16 protein-coding genes are annotated in these 18,436 nt (G+C 65.1%); 7 read left to right on the top strand and 9 right to left on the bottom strand.

Going from position 1 to position 18,436, the window contains the following annotated elements; all coding sequences use genetic code 11:
- Nucleotides 1–64 precede the first annotated feature (64 nt).
- Nucleotides 65–1,405, bottom strand: a complete 1,341-nt coding sequence (locus tag AC3ZI9_RS11975) for a TIGR01906 family membrane protein (RefSeq protein ID WP_489923618.1) — start codon at nucleotides 1,403–1,405, stop codon at nucleotides 65–67.
- Between the two features lie 33 nt (nucleotides 1,406–1,438).
- Nucleotides 1,439–2,431, bottom strand: coding sequence for a stage II sporulation protein M (locus AC3ZI9_RS11980; protein WP_087000499.1), 993 nt, complete (start codon nucleotides 2,429–2,431; stop codon nucleotides 1,439–1,441).
- Nucleotides 2,432–2,544: 113 nt separating this feature from the next.
- Between AC3ZI9_RS11980 and AC3ZI9_RS11985 the strand changes: the two genes are divergently transcribed.
- The gene (locus AC3ZI9_RS11985) at nucleotides 2,545–3,345 is read left to right on the top strand and encodes an RDD family protein (protein WP_096223315.1); all 801 of its coding nucleotides are present in this window, start codon (nucleotides 2,545–2,547) and stop codon (nucleotides 3,343–3,345) included.
- Between the two features lie 19 nt (nucleotides 3,346–3,364).
- On the opposite strand, the gene ahcY is transcribed toward AC3ZI9_RS11985, so the two are convergent.
- Genes ahcY through AC3ZI9_RS12000 form a run of 3 tightly spaced genes read right to left on the bottom strand, consistent with a single transcriptional unit; the run spans nucleotide 3,365 to nucleotide 5,489 of the window.
- On the bottom strand, nucleotides 3,365–4,849 hold the full coding sequence (gene ahcY, locus AC3ZI9_RS11990) for an adenosylhomocysteinase (protein ID WP_489923619.1): 1,485 nt from the start codon (nucleotides 4,847–4,849) through the stop codon (nucleotides 3,365–3,367).
- 2 nt (nucleotides 4,850–4,851) lie between these two features.
- Entirely contained in the window at nucleotides 4,852–5,055 is a 204-nt protein-coding gene (locus tag AC3ZI9_RS11995; RefSeq protein WP_096223317.1) for a Trm112 family protein, read from the bottom strand.
- Between the two features lie 17 nt (nucleotides 5,056–5,072).
- Complete coding sequence (locus AC3ZI9_RS12000; protein ID WP_441379837.1) at nucleotides 5,073–5,489, bottom strand: DUF3499 domain-containing protein; 417 nt, start codon at nucleotides 5,487–5,489, stop codon at nucleotides 5,073–5,075.
- A gap of 106 nt (nucleotides 5,490–5,595) precedes the next feature.
- Here AC3ZI9_RS12000 and AC3ZI9_RS12005 point away from each other — a divergent pair, with 106 nt between their 5' ends.
- Nucleotides 5,596–6,120: a metallopeptidase family protein gene (locus tag AC3ZI9_RS12005; protein ID WP_087000489.1), complete on the top strand. Its 525-nt coding sequence runs from the start codon at nucleotides 5,596–5,598 to the stop codon at nucleotides 6,118–6,120.
- A 19-nt stretch (nucleotides 6,121–6,139) separates the two neighbouring features.
- Here AC3ZI9_RS12005 and AC3ZI9_RS12010 read toward each other — a convergent pair whose 3' ends face one another.
- The 3 genes from AC3ZI9_RS12010 to AC3ZI9_RS12020 are packed head-to-tail and all read right to left on the bottom strand — an operon-like array spanning nucleotide 6,140 to nucleotide 11,762.
- Complete coding sequence (locus AC3ZI9_RS12010; RefSeq protein ID WP_489923620.1) at nucleotides 6,140–7,741, bottom strand: DUF5719 family protein; 1,602 nt, start codon at nucleotides 7,739–7,741, stop codon at nucleotides 6,140–6,142.
- Entirely contained in the window at nucleotides 7,738–11,187 is a 3,450-nt protein-coding gene (locus AC3ZI9_RS12015; protein ID WP_489923621.1) for a glycosyltransferase family 2 protein, read from the bottom strand. The genes AC3ZI9_RS12010 and AC3ZI9_RS12015 overlap by 4 nt, the downstream gene beginning before the upstream one ends.
- A gap of 26 nt (nucleotides 11,188–11,213) precedes the next feature.
- Complete coding sequence (locus AC3ZI9_RS12020) at nucleotides 11,214–11,762, bottom strand: WhiB family transcriptional regulator (RefSeq protein WP_087000483.1); 549 nt, start codon at nucleotides 11,760–11,762, stop codon at nucleotides 11,214–11,216.
- A gap of 347 nt (nucleotides 11,763–12,109) precedes the next feature.
- Between AC3ZI9_RS12020 and AC3ZI9_RS12025 the strand changes: the two genes are divergently transcribed.
- On the top strand, nucleotides 12,110–12,832 hold the full coding sequence (locus AC3ZI9_RS12025) for a TIGR03089 family protein (RefSeq protein ID WP_489923622.1): 723 nt from the start codon (nucleotides 12,110–12,112) through the stop codon (nucleotides 12,830–12,832).
- Between the two features lie 56 nt (nucleotides 12,833–12,888).
- On the opposite strand, the gene AC3ZI9_RS12030 is transcribed toward AC3ZI9_RS12025, so the two are convergent.
- The gene (locus tag AC3ZI9_RS12030; RefSeq protein WP_087000479.1) at nucleotides 12,889–13,452 is read right to left on the bottom strand and encodes a GtrA family protein; all 564 of its coding nucleotides are present in this window, start codon (nucleotides 13,450–13,452) and stop codon (nucleotides 12,889–12,891) included.
- Between the two features lie 239 nt (nucleotides 13,453–13,691).
- Between AC3ZI9_RS12030 and AC3ZI9_RS12035 the strand changes: the two genes are divergently transcribed.
- The 4 genes from AC3ZI9_RS12035 (at nucleotide 13,692) to manA (ending at nucleotide 18,396) form a co-directional block, all read left to right on the top strand.
- Nucleotides 13,692–14,834, top strand: a complete 1,143-nt coding sequence (locus AC3ZI9_RS12035; protein ID WP_489923623.1) for a 5-(carboxyamino)imidazole ribonucleotide synthase — start codon at nucleotides 13,692–13,694, stop codon at nucleotides 14,832–14,834.
- The gene (purE, locus tag AC3ZI9_RS12040; RefSeq protein ID WP_096223324.1) at nucleotides 14,831–15,367 is read left to right on the top strand and encodes a 5-(carboxyamino)imidazole ribonucleotide mutase; all 537 of its coding nucleotides are present in this window, start codon (nucleotides 14,831–14,833) and stop codon (nucleotides 15,365–15,367) included. The genes AC3ZI9_RS12035 and purE overlap by 4 nt, the downstream gene beginning before the upstream one ends.
- 3 nt (nucleotides 15,368–15,370) lie before the next feature.
- Nucleotides 15,371–17,038: an LCP family protein gene (locus tag AC3ZI9_RS12045; RefSeq protein WP_443413576.1), complete on the top strand. Its 1,668-nt coding sequence runs from the start codon at nucleotides 15,371–15,373 to the stop codon at nucleotides 17,036–17,038.
- Nucleotides 17,039–17,136: 98 nt separating this feature from the next.
- The gene (manA, locus tag AC3ZI9_RS12050) at nucleotides 17,137–18,396 is read left to right on the top strand and encodes a mannose-6-phosphate isomerase, class I (protein ID WP_489923624.1); all 1,260 of its coding nucleotides are present in this window, start codon (nucleotides 17,137–17,139) and stop codon (nucleotides 18,394–18,396) included.
- Nucleotides 18,397–18,436: the final 40 nt, after the last annotated feature.

Raw genomic sequence — 18,436 nt, forward strand, 5'->3', positions numbered from 1 at the left:
TGCGGGCCGCTGCCTCGGGGATCATCCCCGAGGCAGCGGCCCGTTTCCGTACGTGGAACCTGGTTTAGAGCAGGCCCATCTCCCGGTCCACCTGGCGTTGCCGCGCCCGGTCACGGCGCTTGCGTGAGGGCCAGTTGGTGATCAGGAACACCAGGGAGGTGATGAGCACCAGCCCGGCGATCACGATTCCCGCATCCATCCAGAACTGTTCCGGGTAGAGGCGGATCAAGGTGTCGTTGGCGTGGAACGTCCAGTTGCCTTGGGCGAAGAACAGCTCGTGGAAGTCCGTGAAGAACGTCCCGAAGTTCAGCACAGCCAGTACCGTCAGCGCGATCATCACGACCAGGGTGATGACCGAACCGGCGAAGAACGCCCGGCGGATGCCTCCCGCGTAGCGGCGCCATAGGTACAGGCAGATCAGGATGGCCAGCAAGGTCAGGATGATCCCTGCGGCATACGTGATCCCGATGATGGATTTCACGTCGGCCATATGGGACACCTCATTGGCCAGGAACAGCGGGTCCCCGTTGGTGTCCACCAGGTTACCCAGATAGGCGGAGGGAGCCGAGTTGTTGATGTAGTCCACCCCGTAGTTCCCATAGGTCAGCCGGTCGGCTTGGCTGAAACCATAGCCGTCCGAAGGGAACCCTGGACGGTGATAGTCCAACCAGAGGAACCAGGAACTGGCTACCGCACGAATGGACCCGATGACCACGATGAAGGGGAAGGCAATCGCCAGGAAGGTCTGCACGATCCGCGCGAACACCGGTTTGGCCGTCAGCGCGGCGTCTCGGGCGTGCTGACGGCGCTGGGCTTCCCGGTCGGTTTCGGCGGCAGGTCCTGCGGGGATCGGTTCCTGACGTTTGGCTGCGGCCGCCGAATCGGCGCGTACCGTTTCCCCGTCGGTATCCGGATCCTGACCGGCCAACGGTTCCGCGGCAACTGCCGCTCCCGTTGCGGCGTCCTGCTCCGAACGGGGCATCGCCTGGGTCTGGGAGGAAGGCTCCTGCTGCCATGCCGGCAAGGCCTGGGTGCGGGAGTCGTCGGTTGCGCTCGGCTCGTCGGTGGCAGAGGCCGCCGCGTTTTCAGCGCCCGTGGCTGCGGCGAATTCGGAGTCCCAGGCCTCGGGCCCCATCCCGTTCTCCTGCCCGGCAGGATCCTGCGCCTCGAGGGGGGCCCGCGCCTCGGGGGTTTCCGCTACCGCGGGTGAACCGGTATGGCCACCTTCGCTTCTGATGGCAGCTGTTTCCGGGGTGGCGTTTTGTGGGGTGTCGACCATGGGCTCCTCCGGATCCGGCCCCTTCAGGAACTCAGGAACTTCCGGGTCGTCCGCGGTGGGCGCCGGCCGGTCGCTGTCCAGGTCCCCGGGTTCGGGTCCTTCTGGCACGGCGTTCTTATTCTCCATCAATGTGTCCTTCCCTGTTGGCATGCAAAGTCGTTAGGCGACGGCCGCGGTGGCGCCGGCGTCGTAGGTTCCTAGATCCCCGGTGAATCCTGCGTTGACGGCCCGCCGACCCAGGACCAGCGTGTAGGTCCAGTAGCCGGCCAGGACCATCAGGCCGATGCCCAGGCGGACCCCATGCGGCAACCCGCTGGGGGTGACGAATCCTTCGACCAGCCCGGAAATAAAGAGCACCACGACGAGCCCCAGGGCCACCGTCATCAACGATCTGCCTTCCACGGCGAGGGAACCAATCCTGGTCCTGGCCCCGGGAGCCACCCACGCCCAGAAGATGCGCAGGCCAGCAGCGCCGGCGATGAAAATCGCCGTCAGCTCCATGAACCCGTGCGGCAGGATGTAGAGGAAGAAGGTGTCAAGCTCACCCAGCGAGGACATCAGCCCCCCGGCCATCCCCACCGATACGGCGTTCTGGTAGAGCACGAAGGGCACATACAGCCCCGAGATTCCGAAGGCCACACACATTCCGGCGATGAGGGCGTTATTCGTCCAGACCGCCCCGGCAAAGGAGGCGGCGGGGTTCTCCGAGTAGTAGTCAACAAAATCATGGTGCACGTATTGCTGCAGATCGGCATCGGAGCCCATCGCCTTGAGCACGCTTGGGGTGTGGGCAGCCCAGAGTCCGGAGGCAAAGGCGATGGCGATGAACACCAACCCCAGCACGATGGTGAGCACCCGGATCCTGTAGAAGGCCGCCGGCAGCGTGTAGACGAAGAACGTGGCGATCTCTTCCAGCACAGGGGTCCTGGCCCCCGTGAAACGGGTACGTGCCCGCGAGATCCTGGCGGAGAGGTCGGCAGAGACGACGGCATCGGGTTCGATCGATCCGACCATCGACAAATGGGTCGACACGCGTTCGTAGAGCCCCAGGAATTCGTCGGATTCGGCACCGGTCAGTCGACGCCTGGAGGACAGGACGTCAAGGCGGTCCCACTCCTGCCGATGAACGGCGACAAAGGCATCAAGATCCACGATCCCAGCCTAACGTGGGGGTGTCGGCTAGATTGGGATGACGGCCGCGTTGCGCCGGGTCAACCCCGGCACCGGTCGGGCGTCCGATCACCCAGCCTCGACGGAGGGATACCGTGAGCACGATCATCACCGGCGAGGCAGTCGTCCTGCAGTTGCGTCCCGCCAGTTTCGTGCTGCGCGCCGTGGGATGCTTCATTGACTATCTGGTTTATCTGATCGGTCTGGTCGCTTCGCTGGTCCTGCTCGAGAAACTGGCTTCCGGTTTTGACAGTGCGGCCATCCGCGCGGTGGTCATCATCGTCGTCGTGCTGTGGATGGTGGCTGTTCCGGTGCTGGTGGAAACCCTGAGCCGCGGGAAGTCCTTGGGCCGGCTGATCATGGGGTTGCGCATCGTGCGCGATGACGGCGGTTCCATCCGTTTCCGCCACGCCTTCATCCGGGCGATGCTCGCCCTGCTGGAGGTCCTGGCACTTTTCGGTTCGCTGGCCTTGCTGGTCTCTTTCGCCAACGAACGCGGTAAACGTCTGGGAGACATGCTCGCCGGCACCTACTCGATGCGCGAACGCCGCGAACGTGTGGCCCCGTTGGTGCTTCCCGTGCCCCAGCAGCTGCGTCCCTGGGCCGAGCTGGCCGATGTGGGGCGGATCCCCGATCCCCTGGCGGCACGTATCGCCCGCTTCATCCGTCAGGGCCCTTCCATGGCTGCGGCCTCCCGGGAGCAGGTCGCCGCCACACTGGCCTCGGACCTGCAGCCGTATGTTTCCCCCGCGCCACCGTTTGGCTGCCCACCGGAACAGTTCCTGGCGGCCGTGGTCGCCGAACGGAGGGAACGCGACTACCGGCGTCTGAGCGCCGTGGCAGAACGCCAACGCACGGTCCGCGAGCGTATCCACCGGCTGCCTTTCGGCAACTGACTGGCGATCTGCCGGTTCCCTAGTATCGGTAGTGCTCGGGTTTATAGGGCCCTGCGGGATCCAACCCCAAATATTCGGCTTGTTCCGTCCTCAACTCGGTCAATTCAATGCCGAGGGCGTCGAGGTGGAGGCGGGCGACCTTCTCGTCAAGAATTTTTGGCAGCACATAGACCTGTCGTTCGTAGGCTGGATCTGCGCCGTCATCGGTGCCCCGCTGCCGACCGAAGAGTTCGATCTGTCCGATCGTCTGGTTGGCGAAGGAATTGGACATGACGAAGCTGGGGTGGCCGGTGGCGTTGCCCAAGTTCAGCAGGCGTCCCTCGGACAGCACGATGATCGAGCGTGCGGTATCGGTTCCGCCGTCAAAGACCCATTCATGGACCTGCGGTTTGATCTCGACCTTGGTGATGCCCGGCACCGCGGCGAGCCCTGCCATATCGATTTCATCGTCAAAATGTCCGACGTTGCCCACGATGGCTTTGTCCTTCATGGCAGCCATGTCTTCGGCCCGGATAATCCCCGTCCCACCGGTGGTGGTGATGAAGATATCGCCCTGGCCGATGACCGACTCCAGCCGGGCGACCTGGTAGCCATCCATGGCGGCCTGCAGCGCGCAGATCGGGTCGATCTCGGTGATAATCACGCGTGCGCCTTGGCCCCGTAGCGCCTCCGCCGCCCCCTTGCCCACGTCGCCGTACCCGCAAACCACTGCCACTTTGCCGCCGATGAGCACGTCGGTTGCCCGGTTGATGCCGTCGGGCAACGAGTGGCGGATGCCGTATTTATTGTCGAATTTGGATTTGGTGACCGAGTCGTTGACGTTGATGGCGGGGAACAGCAGTTCCCCGCTTTCGGCGAGTTGATAGAGCCGGTGGACCCCCGTGGTGGTCTCCTCGGTGACTCCCAGGATTCCTGCGGCGAGGCGGGTGAACTTGCCGGGGTCTTGCGCCAATGAACGGCGCAGAACGTCCAAGACGATCGTGTATTCCGCACTATCGGCTCCAGTTGCTGCCGGAACAGATCCTGCGGCTTCGAAGCCGACCCCCTGATGGACGAGCATGGTGGCATCTCCGCCGTCGTCCAGAATCAGGTTCGGGCCCCGAGCGGGGTCGGTATCTGCTCCCGGCCACGAAAGGATCTGCTCGGCGGTCCACCAATACTCCTCCAAGGATTCGTTTTTCCAGGCAAAAACCGGCACCCCCTGGGGGTGTGCGGCACTCCCGGACCCCACGACGACGGCTGCTGCTGCCTCGTCCTGGGTGGAGAAGATGTTGCATGAGGCCCAACGGACCTGGGCACCCAAGGCGGTGAGCGTCTCGATCAGCACTGCCGTCTGGACGGTCATGTGCAGTGACCCGGCAATCCGTGCCCCGGCCAGGGGTTGGGAGCTGGCATATTCGGCCCGCAGGGACATCAGGCCAGGCATCTCGTGTTCGGCGAGTCGAATCTGGTGGCGGCCGGCCTCGTGCAAGGAAATATCGGCGATCCGGTAGTCAAAGCCCACGGCTAGTTCACCTCCGGGGTCCGGCTGATGCCTTCGGCCGGGGAGGGGCCCAGCATGACAGGGATTCCTTCGTGCACGGCGTACCGCGGGGTGCTGCCATGCTCGTCGAGGGCGGTGGCGACCAACGCGTCGCCGTCCTGGGTGAGCGTCGAGCCGGTGACCGGGCAACGCAGGATCTCAAGGAGCTGGGGTGTGATGTGGGCCATGGGCCCAGTTTATGGCTTTAGCGTGGTTCACGCAGAATACGTAGAGGCCCTCGTCCGCCGTCCGTGTCCTCCGGCGGGTCCAGGGGTGTTGGTGCGGTGCGAGCCGAGATGGAATTCGTCGGACCGCTTTCGGGTTCGACGAGGGTCTCCCGGCGATCCGTCGCGGGTGGGCGGGGTTCGGACACCGCGTCGGCCAAGGCCGAGAGTTCATCGGAAGCGACACGGGGTGCTTCGGGAAGTTCCAGGCGCAGGACCTGCCAGCCACGCGGCACGGTCAGCCGGTGGGCGTGCTCGCTACATAAGTCGTAACAGTGCGGTTCGGGGTAGGTGGCCAGTGGCCCGAGAACGGCGGTGGAATCGGCGTACACAAACGTCAGGGTCGCGATGGCCGAGCGGCCACAGGCGGAGCGTGAACAAAGTCGAAGGGATCCCACGAGAAAACAGCTTACCTGCCGTGCCCTCGGCTACGCCCCAAGCAGCCGGGCATGGCGGGAAACGGTTCCCCCGCCCACGTCGAAGATCTTCGGTAGGCTCGGTGTCATGGCAGAAGGTTTCACGGTGCGGTTTGAAGATCCCGGGACGGCGAGCCGCCCCGCTGCGCGGGCAGACACCGAGACGAATTCCGGAGCGTTCCTCCGCCGTCGACGCAACCGGCATGGACGCGGTCTGCGCGGAAACCTCATGCATCCCGGGCTGCCCGGCTCACGGACCCGCGCCGAACGCTTCGAGGATCTCATCGCCGAATCCGCCGAACGTCTCGAATTGTTGTGGGGCCAGCCCATCGCCTCGATGGAATTCACGACAGAGCTCATGCCGCGCAGCACCTCGTTGGACTATTCCGAGGCCTCGGGACGTCCGGTTCCCCTGGGCAGGTCATGGGGGGCCACCCCGCGCCGCCTCGCCCGGGTGACCATCTACCGGCGCCCCGTGGAGGAACTGGCTGGTTCACCCATGGTGCTCCCCGAAGTCGTCCATCTGGCCGTCGTCGAACAGGTGGCCGAGCTTTTGCTGCGTGAACCCGAGGAAATTGATCCCGATTACCACCCGTGGGAGGGCGGCTTCTAGCGCCTCGCCCTGTCGAGGCTCAGTAGCGCAGGTCCACGCTGATATCGGTGGCACCTCGGCTGGCCGGCGGAAGCGGAAGAACCGAGACATCAGTTTTCCCGTGGGTGGCCAGCAGGCTGCCGTAAACGGGATCCCCACTGGCACTGAGGGTCACGGCGACCACATCCTGTCCCAAGGAATCGATGCTGCGTTCCACGCTGTGGCCCTGATCCACCTCCACGGTGACCGCCTTGCCGACCTTGCCGTCGGAAGTGACCGGACGCAGGTCGATGCTCCCGGCCCCGTCCCGGGCCAGGAAGAGGAAACGAGATTCGGCCCCCTCGGGGACGACGACGAGATGTTCGCCACCCAGCCGGTGTGCCGCACCAGCCCAGGCAGCATCGGTCCGTTTTTTGGCCTTGGTTCCCCGGGTCATGCGCACGGAAGCAGCCACCGGCTCCTCCGAGTCCACGATGGCCGTGTAGTTCCCTGCCTTGACTCCGGTGAGATGCACGCTGGTGGTGGCACCGGCTTGGGCCGTGTATTGGCCGTCGCGGGGCAGGTCCACCGGACCGTCCTTGCCCACCAGTCGGACCTTGACGTTTTGATCGCTGGCCCCGGGAACGGTCAGATCCAAGGTCGGGGCGGCGTCCTCGTACCCCTTCTGCGAGATGATGTCCTTCTGGGTCTTAGCGTCCTGGATGAGGATCCCGGGGACGACCTGGTGTTCATCGGGGGTAGCCGCCGGCTCGATGAAGTCCACGCCTCCCGGCGTCAGACCACGCAGCGTGCTTTGTTGGATGATGGCGCTGACCGGTGCACCGGTGGACGTGGCCTTGACGGAGAGTGATTTCTCCCCCGACGCCATGCCGCCCAAGACGATCGACGTCGACTCCCCCGGGGCGATGATGATGCCGCGGGCGTTGCCCGCCTCGATAGGACCCTTGGAACCGTAGAGTTCCAGATCGACGGTGGACGGGGAGGCCGACGGGTTGGCCAGGGTCAGCAACGCCGTGCTGCCGACCGTGGTCGAGGCACCCGTGAGCCACTGTTCGTTCGCCGGGACCTGACAGTTCGCCGCCGCCAGCCCGGCCAAATCGCCGTCACCGGCAACGTAGCTGCGCACTGCCCCGGCAGTGGACTGCCGCCCGCCCAGCGGTTGGACGCGCAGGTTCGCTGCCGACGGCTCGCTCACACCGGAGGCCGTCTTGGCTTTCCGGCCGGTGAACCCATCTTCACCGGTGGATTGATCTTCGCTGGCCTTCTCGTCCGAGAGTCGCTTGGACAAGGTGCGCACCGTCGTCCCGTCGAGTTTCTCCACCGCGGCGCCGGGGAGGCGCTCGGCGGCATCGGAGAGCACCGTTGAACGGATCATCGTCTTTTCAGAGTCCGAGGCGGCAGCGAAAGCCGGGTCGGTGCCTTCTCCTGCAGCACCATCGACCAACCGAGCCGTCGCCGGGCACTGGCCCACATAGTCCCCCGCGGGTACCGAGACACGCGGAACGGCCCCAACCTCGGGTGCCGAGAGGGGGCCGTTGAGCGAACCCACGGCAATGCCGCCGCCGGTGGCCACCAGCAAAACAGCCCCCAGTGAGGCCGCTGCGGCGCGTCCGCGGCGCGGTAAGCGGTTCTTCCGGGTCATGACTTGTGCTCCTCAGCTCCTGACGTGCCCTCCAACGGGGCATCGCCGTCGTCCTCGTCCTGCAGGTGTTCGCCGTCGGCATCATCAATATCCCACACGGATTCGGCGCTACCCGTCGTCCTGAATTCCTCCACCCGGCGGGCAGCGAACCGGCGGGAGGCAGGGATCGGGATGACCAGCAGCAGGGTCCCTGCGAAGACCAGGACCATCAGAATTCCTAGGGGCAGGGACCAGGGCGCCGAATAGCCGATCGATAGTTCTCCGGCTCCGCTGGGCAGTTTGAACGCCTGGGCCCACCCGTCGGTGGTGGACTCGAGAGCCTTGCCGTCGTAGGTGGCTTCCCAACCGGGGTCGGCCCGTTCTGCCAACACGACGGTGCGCCCCTTCGGGCCGTTGGGTAGCGCGTGGGCCTGCACGCGGGCCGCATGGGATCCGATGAGTGAGGTGGTCTCGCCCTCGGCATCAAGCAACCTCACACGGGCGGTGAATTCGTTGGGGGTTTCGGCGTCCTTGATTTCGGTGTCGGGGGTCACCCGCCACAGCCACCCTGCCTCGGTGTAGCCAACGGGGGCCAGTCCCGGAACACCGTCAAGACGGCCAGCCAACGTGGAAACACCTTCGGGGACCTGCAGCACCACGAAACTGACTCCGAAACGGGCCAGTTCCGGCCGCGGGTCGATGGCTTGGCCCGAGGCCAGTCCGGCCACTGTGCTGCGGAGGTCTTTTGCTGAATCGTCGTCCGGTGCCGCCTGCGGATCGGTGAGTGTTCCCGTCAGCCGCGAGCTGGCGGAGACTGCTGAGAGTTGGTCCAGACTCATCCCCGAACCGCTCATCAACGTGGCGCTCATGGCCCCGTCGTTGCCCTCGGGAGCCAAAACGAGGGTGCGTTCCTGCAAGGGCGAGTTCCCTCGGTCTGCTGCCGTCGCGGGAAGCGTGCGCGCCGCAACGGGGAGTACGGCTTGCCCCAAGCCCAGATCCGACGTGGCGCCGGATTCGCCCGCCGCCGCATCCGCGGTTCCGACCGTACGGGGGGCCAGCCACAACGTGGTGGCTACCGTGGCCGAGGCCAGGACCAACACCACGGCTGCCGCCATGGCGGGGCCGGCGATCACCCGCAGCCTCGAGGTCTTGTGGATCCTGACGCTACGCATCCAGTCCAGGCCACCTGCGGCTGAGAGGAGGACGCCGAGCATGAAGACCGAAACGAACGGACCGGTGAAGGGAGTGACCTCACGGCCGGCGGTGACACCAAAGGGAAGTGCCTGCACGGCGTATCCGGTGGCCAGGGTCAGCACACCGGCCACCCAGGCGGTGCGGATGATCGCGCCGCGCCGGCCACGGCGTAGCAAACCGACGATGGCCAGCAGGAGCAGTGGAACACCCACGATGAGGGCGGCGATGAACGCCCACGGGCCAGGGAGCAGGTTCGCTGCCCATCCGAACCCATTGGCTCCCGCCATCGGGTCGAATGCCACGGGGAAGCCCAATGCCTGTTGCCACAGGTCCGCCGCCTGGAACGGCTGGACGACCCCTGGATCTGCCAGCAGGACCCGCGGGTTGTTCAGGGCAGCCGGAACACTTCCCAGTGCGAGGACCAGCGACGGCACCGGAACCCACCACAGGGTCCGGGCCCGGCGGCCCAAAGGAATCGCGAGCACCACCACCAGCACGACAGCCAGCGGCAGCAAACTCGGGGAGGCGGCAGTGACTGCCGCCAGGGCCAAGGCTGCCCCGGCAGCAGCGGTCCACGAGGGGACTCCATGCAAACCCGCCTTCGACGGCGGATCCGCTGGGGACGGGACGGCGTGCTGTTCGGTGCGCGGTCGGCCGGCGCCGACGGCACGGATCACTCCGAGGCCGACCAGCGGGACGAGGACGTGCACGGCGATGGCACCTGCCCGCCCCGAGCCCAGGGCAACTTGCAGTGCCGGGGCCAGCGCCCAGACGAGGGCGCCGAGTAACCGGGCGGCCCGGCTCGCCGTCACCGATCCGAGGGCCAGCCAGGCGAAGAGTGCCGCCAGCGGCATGGCCGCCAGATACAACACCACGATGGCGGTGTTGGGGGTACCGAACCCGAGCAGCGAGAGCAGCCAGAGCACCAGGTCGAAGGGATCACCATGCCCCGGCATCCCGGTTCCCAGGTCCTGCCACCAGCCGGTGGCGTGGGCCCAGATCCCTGAGAGTCGATCGCTCACCGGAAGCATCGATCCGCCGGCCAGTGCCCCGGAACCGAAGACGCTCCGTAGCCCCAGGAGGGCGACGACGGCCGTGGCCAGAACCGCAATCACGGCGCTGACCGAAGAGCTGGTGCGGGTCGGGGCAGCCAATTCCGCGAAGTCGTCGGAACTGTCGCCGGAGGGATTGGACGCCTCGGCCGTGACCCCTGAACCGTCGCCGAGGACCGTTGAGGTGCCTGCGGCCTGGAGGAGGTTGCGTCGGTGGGCCCACACTTCCCGACGCGGGACCATCAGCGGGCGGACCAGCGAACGGGAGACCTTCCGGGTCCGGCGGGCCCCGCGACGCGAACCGCGGAGGGCTACCGGGGAGAACACTGCGGTCAGGGTGCTGCTCAGTTGCCCGAAGCCGAAGGCCGGGTCCTTCGCCACCAGTGAGATGAGTAGCCGGAAGAGGGAACCAAGGATCGCGCCGAGGGCGACGAAGGGGACCTTCCAGGCGGCGGCGTGCTTGAGCCGCAAATAGACCTCGGCCCGGCGGCCGGCCAACGGGCCAGCGATGGAGCGGACCTTATCGGGAGCGTGGAGCATCTTGGCCGTCGGGACGACAACGACACGGTTGCCGGCCAGCCGGTTACGCCAGCATAAGTCCAAGTCGTCGCCGAGTCCGGGCAGGGCTGGGTCGAAGCCGCCTAGATCCTCCCAGACGTCCCGGCGGACCAGTATGCCTGCGGAATTCACTGCGAAGCGGTCGGAGCGGGAGTCGTATTGCCCCTGGTCGAGTTCGTCCACATCGATCATGGTCAGGCGTTCGCCCCAGCGGCTGATGCCCAACCCGACGTCCAGCAGGCGGCGCGGTTGATCGCGGTCCAGTTGCTTGCAGCCGGCAATGGTCACCGCAGGGGAGGTCTCCACGACCTCGAGGAGCGCCTCCAGGGCACCGCTGTCGGGGGCCGAGTCGTCATGGATCAGCCAGATCCAGTCCTGGATCTCGGGGTCCACGGTCGGAAGGTTTCCCGACGTCGTCGGGTCGCCCGCGCGGCGAGGGAGCGCATCCTCGCCGGTCACGCCCGCGCGCACCGAGGCGCCGAATCCTCTCGCCCGTGCCTTGACCAGCGGGCTGCCGGCCGGCAGCGAGTCGGTCAGGATGCGAGCAGAGTTGTCCTGGGAACCTGCGTCGACGCCGATGAAGTGATCGACCGGCCGGGTTTGGGTTGTCAGCGCTTCGAGGGTTGCCGGAAGGAAGCTCTCCCCGTCGTGCGCAACGACCACGGCCGTGACGCGTACTTGCGAATGAATCAGACCGCTCGCTTCCTCAGCCGACGGCGCTCACGCTCGGAGAGGCCGCCCCAGATACCGAAGCGTTCGTCATTGGACAGCGCATACTCCAAGCATTCGGAACGAACGTTGCAGGCACCGCAGACCTTTTTTGCGTCACGCGTCGAGCCTCCCTTTTCGGGGAAGAAGGCTTCGGGATCGGTCTGGGCGCATAATGCTTCGGTCTGCCAGCCGAGTTCTCCCTCGTCATCTGCGCCGGGGTAGCCCGGCATGCCGAGCCACAACTGCTGCTGCGGGTCCACTTCGGCGGGAGCCGTCTGGGCGGGGCGCTCCACGGGCAGGTCACGCACCGGAGCCAGGAGGGCCTCTGGAGTCTCAACATCGGACTCGTGGGCGGCCAAGAATGCCGTGGCCTGGTCATCGAGGTCCAGTCCGGCGGCCCGGTAGTTCTCTGCCGCCGCATTGTCTGCGGGATCGAGGAACCAGTCTGCGGGGACTCCACGAGAGCCGTACCTCTTTGACGCCTGTTCGGCTTGGCTGGGATCGTAAATGCGCTCTGCGTTCCCCATGGTGTGCGCCCTTCCGCTGGTTGGCTGTCTCTCTTACACCGGCCACCTACCCGACCTGTCGAACGGTAACCGTCCGTCCTACGTCTGGTCGCGTGAGCGGCCACGGCTTAGTCCGTTGTCTGGAAAAAGCTGCTTCTCCTACTAATTACAATGGTGTAACTCACCGACGTCAAGTGGAGGCGGTGATTCTATAGATGGAAGCCTTCCGATCCATGTCGCAACACGCCCGATATATGAGTGTACCGATGGGCGTGTCCGACAGTTCCCCGGATTATCAGGGTTTTCACAGGTTTGAGAGGATTGAGTCCATGACCACCGATACCGATTCGTTAGATTTTACAAACCGATTGCTCTCCAGACACCGGGACTCCGCCTCCCCGCTGCTGACCTGGTACGGCGATCCCGGTGAACGCGTGGAACTGAGCGGCCATGTTTTCGACAACTGGGTCGCGAAATCGGCGAACCTCCTCGCCGAGGAATTCGACGCCGGTCCCGGGACCAGGATCTTGCTCGATCTGCCGGCTCACTGGAAATCTTTGGCGATCGCTTTCGCCATCTGGTCTACCGGCGCCGAACTCATCCTTCCGGCATCCGGCACCGAGAGCCCGCTCCACGAGTGGGCCAACCACCACCACGGCACGACGGGTTCCCCCGATGTGGTGTTCACCGGCAACCCCAGCACGGCCACCGAGGTCTTCCCCGCCGCTGAGGTCGTGGCCGTTGGGCTGGAGTCCCTGGCCTTGTCCTTCCCCGGGGAAGTTCCTTCGGGGTGCCTGGATTACGTGGCCGAGGTTCGCGGTTTCGGAGACTACTACCTGGCTGATCCGGTACCGGCTGCCGCCCCGGCGTTGACGGCCGATGACGGTACCGGGGACTTGGACTATGCACAGCTCTTTTCCCTGCCCGCAGCCCACGGCACGGCCCTGCTGGGCCCCGTCACCGACCTCGGCACGACGTTGCGGGCTGCCGTGGCCCAATGGCGGGGGGATTCACCGCTGGTGCTCCTCGGCCCCGGGGCCTCCCCCACACAGCGAATGCTCGACGATGAACGCGTGGAACGACACCTTTAAAGACAACTGCCCGCCCCGACGACGTCATCGCGGGGCGGGCCTGACAGCTTCGGAACCTAGTGCGCTGTGGGGTTGGGGTCGCCGCCTTCGCGCGGCATCCCGTCTTCCTGAGCCATGCTGGCGGTTTCGGGGTGACCGATCAGGTCATGGTCGTGGTTGAAGCCCGGCTCGTTGTCTAGCTCTTCGGTGAAGACCCAGAAGCGGTATGCGAAAAAGCGGAAGATCGTGCCCAACACCAGGCCGACGACCGACCCGGCGATGAACAGGCTGGTCGAATCGGTCAGACCGATCCAGTATTTGGTGACCCAGACGCAGGCCGCGGCAATGAACAAGCCGATGCCGTTCATGATGATGAACAACACCAGTTCGCGCACCACTGAAGCCCGGCGGCGATGCCTAAAGGTCCAGTAGCGGTTGGCGACCCAAGAGAACATGGTGGCGACGATCCCGGCGACGATCTTGGCCTTGACCTCGGAACCGTGCATCGGCCCGTTCATCATCCACAGGAAGATCGACGTATCAATGATGAACGCCACACCGCCGACGACGCCGAATTTCATGACCTCTCGCCACAGCATGGTGAAAAGGCCTTGGCATTTTTTCGCCAACTCGTTGAGCATGTTCCTCCACAGACGGTGTTCAGTGCGGGTAAAAACCCCGAGATTCGGGGCTCCAGCAGGAGCCGGTCCACTGCGTCCGTGACGCGGCCAGCTCCCCATTCTATCGGCTGCAACTCAAAGTTTCCTCATAATCCCCCGTTCAGGGCCCCGTCACGGCCGATGGACTGGTCTCGGTTCGGTACCCTGAAGAGGTGAATTTTCCTGTGATTGGCGTGGTCGGTGGTGGCCAACTTGCCCGAATGATGGCCCCTGAAGCAACGAACCTCGGTTTTGACCTGAGGGTTTTGGCCGAGGGGCCAGAGGTCTCGGCAGTCGCTGCCGTCGCCCAGGCCCCGGTCGGCGACTACCGGGATCTGGAAACCCTGCGGGAGTTCGCCGCCGGCGTCGACGTGATCACCTTCGATCACGAGCATGTCCCCAACGAACACCTCAGGGCCCTGATCGACGAGGGGATTAATGTCCAGCCCCGTCCCGAAGCCCTGATCCATGCCCAGGACAAGCTGGTCATGCGGGCTGCCATCGACCAGCTCGGACTACCGAACCCGGTGTGGGCCCGGGTCGCTTCGATCGAGGAGCTCATTACTTTTGGTGATTCCACCGGATGGCCCGTGGTGCTCAAGACCCCACGCGGCGGATACGACGGCAAGGGGGTGCGGATGCTCGACGATGCGGCCGCAGCATCCGAATGCACCGACTGGTTCGCCGCCGGAACCGACTTGCTGGCCGAGGAGAAGGTTGATTTCAGCCGGGAGCTCTCGGCTCTCGTGGCTCGCACCACCTCGGGTGAAGCCCGTGGCTGGCCTGTAGTGCACACCATCCAGGTTGACGGGGTCTGCGACGAAGTCATCGCCCCGGCCCCCGGACTGGACCCGGCCACTGCTGAGGCGGCCCGTGAAGCGGCACTGAGCATCGCGGAGGCTTTCGGTGTCACCGGCGTCATGGCTGCCGAACTCTTCGAAACCCCCGGCCACGGCCCGGGATTCGTCATCAACGAACTGGCCATGCGCCCCCACAACACCGGCCACTGGACGATGAACGGTTCGGTGACCAGCCAATTCGAACAGCACCTGCGTGCCGTGCTGGACCTCCCGTTGGGCGACACCAGTGCATTGGGCGAGGTGACCGTCATGAAGAATTTCCTCGGCGGGGCGAACCCCGAGCTCTATTCAGCTTTCCCTGCCGCTTTGGCCGCGCAACCCCGCGTCAAGATCCACGTCTACGGCAAGTCCGTACGGCCCGGCCGTAAGATCGGTCACGTCAACCTCGTCGGCGCCGCCGGCCAGACCGTCGACGATGTCCGCCGCACCGCCACGCAGGTGGCAGACATCATCCGCGACGGGGCCCCGGGGCCGGCCTCAACCGAAGGAGCCCGAACCGCATGAACACCGCGAAGCCCCTCGTCGGTGTCGTCATGGGTTCCGACTCCGACTGGCCCGTCATGCGCCTGGCCGCCGAAGCCCTCACGGAATTCGGCATCCCCTTCGAAGCCGATGTCGTCTCGGCCCACCGCATGCCCGACGAGATGATCGACTATGGCAAAACGGCTCACGAACGCGGTCTGCGGGTCATCATTGCCGGTGCCGGCGGCGCCGCCCACCTGCCGGGGATGCTCGCCTCCGTCACTCCCCTTCCGGTGATCGGCGTGCCGGTCCCGCTGAAGACCCTCGATGGCATGGATTCGCTGCTGTCCATCGTGCAGATGCCCGCAGGGGTACCGGTGGCCACCGTCTCCATCGGTGGTGCCCGCAATGCCGGGTTATTGGCCGTCCGCACCTTGGCCAGTGGTACCGATGAGCTGGCCACCAGCTTGCGTTCTCGTCTGGTCGACTTTGCGGACGAACTCCGTCAGCAGGCCTCCGCCAAGGGAGACCGCCTCCGCCAGCGTCTCACCGAGGAGATGGGGCTCGGTTCCTGACCCATGAACAAACAGACGCCGCGTTTCTCCCCCACACAGAATCCAGTGCGGGATCCCGAACACGCCTCCGCACCGATCCGGACCAAACGGGCTTTCTTCCTGCTGGCCCTGACCGTTTTCATTCCGGGTGGGGCGCAGGTAGTGGCCGGCAACCGGACTCTGGGGCGCCGGGTCCTGACGGTTACCCTCACCTGTTGGGCGCTGATCATCATCGGCCTCGTGGTCGCACTCATCAACCGTGGAACCGTTATCGAGGTTCTGGCCAAGCCGGTCATCCAACTGATCCTCGTCATTGTCCTGCTGCTGTTGGCCGCCGGATGGATGCTGATGTTCATCAATACGTTGTTGATCATCCGGCCGCGTTTATTGACTCCGGCCATGCGCGGCGTTGTCGCGGCGTCAACGGTCGTTCTGATGGTTCTCACCGGAGGCGTTCTGGGCTACGGTGCGTTCATACTCAACACTGGCCGGGACACCATCCAGAATGTCTTTGCCTCGGGTCCTTCCATGGACCCCGTCGATGGGCGCTACAACATCCTGCTGATGGGTGGCGACGCGGGGGCCGGAAGGACGGGGCTGCGGCCCGATTCGATGGCCGTGGTGAGCATCGACGCGAAATCGGGGCGAACCGCGATGATCTCCATTCCTCGTAACCTGCAAAATGCTCCGTTCCCGAAGGACTCTCCGCTCCACGACGTCTACCCCCGCGGTTTCGACTGCGGCGATGAGTGCATCATCAACGCCCTCTACCCCACGGTTGAGGCCGATCATGCCGATCTGTATCCGGGCAAGGCCAACCCGGGCGCCGAGGCGATGATGGATGCCGCCACCGGCATCACGGGCATCGATGTCCAGGCGTACGTGGTGATCGATATGGACGGGTTCTCCACCTTCATCGACGCCATGGGCGGGGTCACCGTTGAGTCCGGAGGCTGGGTCCCCTATAACGCCAAGAAATGGCCGGGGACGCTCGTGAACACCCATTGGTTCTCCCCCGGAACGAAGAAATTCACCGGCAAGCAGGCACTCTGGTTCGCCCGCTCACGTGATTTCACCACCGACTACCACCGCATCCGCCGCCAACAGTGCTTGCAGCAGGCGATGATCAACCAGTTCAAGCCCTCCACGGTGTTGACCCGGTTCTCCGACATCATGTCCGCAGGTGAGGATCTACTCGAAACTGACATCCCACAGTCCCAACTCGGCAGTTTCCTCAACCTCGCCAACAAGGCCGGCAAGAACCCCTTTAAGCGCCTCACCCTCGGCGCCCCGGACTTCGGCACCACTTCCGACCGGTTCTCCACCTTCCCCGACTACAGCCAGATCCATACCCGCGTCGACGGGCTGCTGGAGGAGGCCACCGATGCTGGCGCCCGGGCGGCTGCTGACAAGAAATCAGCTGCCGCCGCACAGAAGAAGTCAGCGTCGGCCGATAAATCCGCCTCCGGGAAGACCAAGCCATCGTCGGCGGCGCCCACCAAGCCTGCCACCGACGCCAAGTCGGCGGTTCCGGAAGCCATCGAGGGCAACACCGATCCCACGGCGGTTCCTTCCACGCAGCCGGATGGCTCCCCCATCACCGAGAAGTATCTGGTCCAGCTCGAAATCAACGGACAACGCACACTCATCTCGGAGATCGCAGCCAATAACAACGAGTGCAGCGCACCATGACCCGCACCGCCATCCGACGACGGAGGTACCGGGGACCTAGCGCACTGGCCTAGATTGGGTGGTAGCGCCCCGTATCGACCCAGCTGCCAAGGAGCCGAATGTACCGCCTGAGCAATACCGTCAGGGACTATCCGTGGGGATCGTCCACGGCCATCGCCGAACTCATCGGAGCCGAGGCAACGGGGGGCCCCGAAGCAGAAATGTGGATCGGGGCACATCCCGACTCCCCCTCGAAGGCCAGCCACCCGGACGTCGACGGCACGACTCCGCTCAATGAGCTGATCGCCACCGACCCCACCCTCTTTCTCGGTGAGGAGACGTCCACCCGCTTTGGGCAGCTTCCGTTCTTGGCGAAGATCCTCGCCGCGGAAAAACCGCTCTCCTTGCAGGTCCACCCCACTCTGGAGCAGGCCCGTGCCGGTTTTGCCGCTGAGGAGGAAGCCGGCGTCGACCGTTCGGCACCGCACCGCAACTACAAGGACGACAACCACAAGCCCGAGCTCCTGTTCGCGCTCACCGGGTTCTCGGCCCTCTGCGGGTTCCGGGCCGCGCACGAGTCGGCGGCCCTCTTCACCTGGTTGGCCGAAACAATCGAGGCGGACCCCGAGCTCACCGACGAGAACGGCAGTGCCGTCCTCGCGGCCCGCCATACGGCCACCACCCTGGGACAAGGCGATCTGCGGGGGGCGTTCACCGATTTGCTCTCCGGAGGCCAAGACGTGGTCCGTCTCGTCGGGCTCGCCAGCGCGGCCGTTGCTTCAGGCCGCGAGACGGTTCCTGATACCGGTCTGGCGGAGCTGGAATCGCTGAACGGTTTCTACCCCGGCGATCCTGGGGTCCTGGTCTCGTTGATGCTCAACCACATCACCTTGGAACCCGGGCAGGCCATCTACCTTCCTGCGGGAAATATCCACGCCTACCTGCGGGGACTGGGGGTGGAAGTCATGGCTAGTTCGGATAACGTCTTGCGCGGCGGGCTGACCGGCAAACATATCGATCTACCTGAACTGATGGACACGGTGGACTTCCAAAGTCTGGGCGTCCCGTATCTGGAAGCCGCGAAGAACATGCTCGGACAGGAGATCTACCGGCCGCCCTTCGACGAATTCCAGCTCCAACGCATCGCGTTGCCCGGTGATGCCCTGCTGGCCGGCGAGGACGTTGCCGTCGCCCAGAACGGCCCGGTGACACTGCTCTGTGTGTCCGGTGACCTGCTGCTGGATTCGCCTCGTGGTGATCTGCAACTGACTCGCGGGGAATCGGCGTTCATTCCCGCTCACGAAGCTCCGGTGGTGGCCAAACGTCTCGGCGAGGGACCGGCCGTGGCGTTCGCCGTGACCACCGCCGAAACGAACTAACCCGCAAGGCTCGTGGCCTCACGGGTTAGCTTTTCTCGGG

It is taken from the genome of Arthrobacter sp. AOP36-F1-5 (assembly GCF_058137995.1).

What these genes read in the sequence shown, in the direction of transcription:
- AC3ZI9_RS11975 (WP_489923618.1), bottom strand. Translation starts at nt 1,405, where the DNA reads ATGGAGAATAAGAACGCCGTGCCAGAAGGACCCGAACCCGGGGACCTG.
- AC3ZI9_RS11995 (WP_096223317.1), bottom strand. Translation starts at nt 5,055, where the DNA reads ATGGCCCACATCACACCCCAGCTCCTTGAGATCCTGCGTTGCCCGGTC.
- AC3ZI9_RS12005 (WP_087000489.1), top strand. Translation starts at nt 5,596, where the DNA reads ATGGCAGAAGGTTTCACGGTGCGGTTTGAAGATCCCGGGACGGCGAGC.
- AC3ZI9_RS12010 (WP_489923620.1), bottom strand. Translation starts at nt 7,741, where the DNA reads ATGACCCGGAAGAACCGCTTACCGCGCCGCGGACGCGCCGCAGCGGCC.
- AC3ZI9_RS12020 (WP_087000483.1), bottom strand. Translation starts at nt 11,762, where the DNA reads ATGGGGAACGCAGAGCGCATTTACGATCCCAGCCAAGCCGAACAGGCG.
- AC3ZI9_RS12030 (WP_087000479.1), bottom strand. Translation starts at nt 13,452, where the DNA reads ATGCTCAACGAGTTGGCGAAAAAATGCCAAGGCCTTTTCACCATGCTG.
- AC3ZI9_RS12035 (WP_489923623.1), top strand. Translation starts at nt 13,692, where the DNA reads ATGATGGCCCCTGAAGCAACGAACCTCGGTTTTGACCTGAGGGTTTTG.
- purE (WP_096223324.1), top strand. Translation starts at nt 14,831, where the DNA reads ATGAACACCGCGAAGCCCCTCGTCGGTGTCGTCATGGGTTCCGACTCC.
- AC3ZI9_RS12045 (WP_443413576.1), top strand. Translation starts at nt 15,371, where the DNA reads ATGAACAAACAGACGCCGCGTTTCTCCCCCACACAGAATCCAGTGCGG.
- manA (WP_489923624.1), top strand. Translation starts at nt 17,137, where the DNA reads ATGTACCGCCTGAGCAATACCGTCAGGGACTATCCGTGGGGATCGTCC.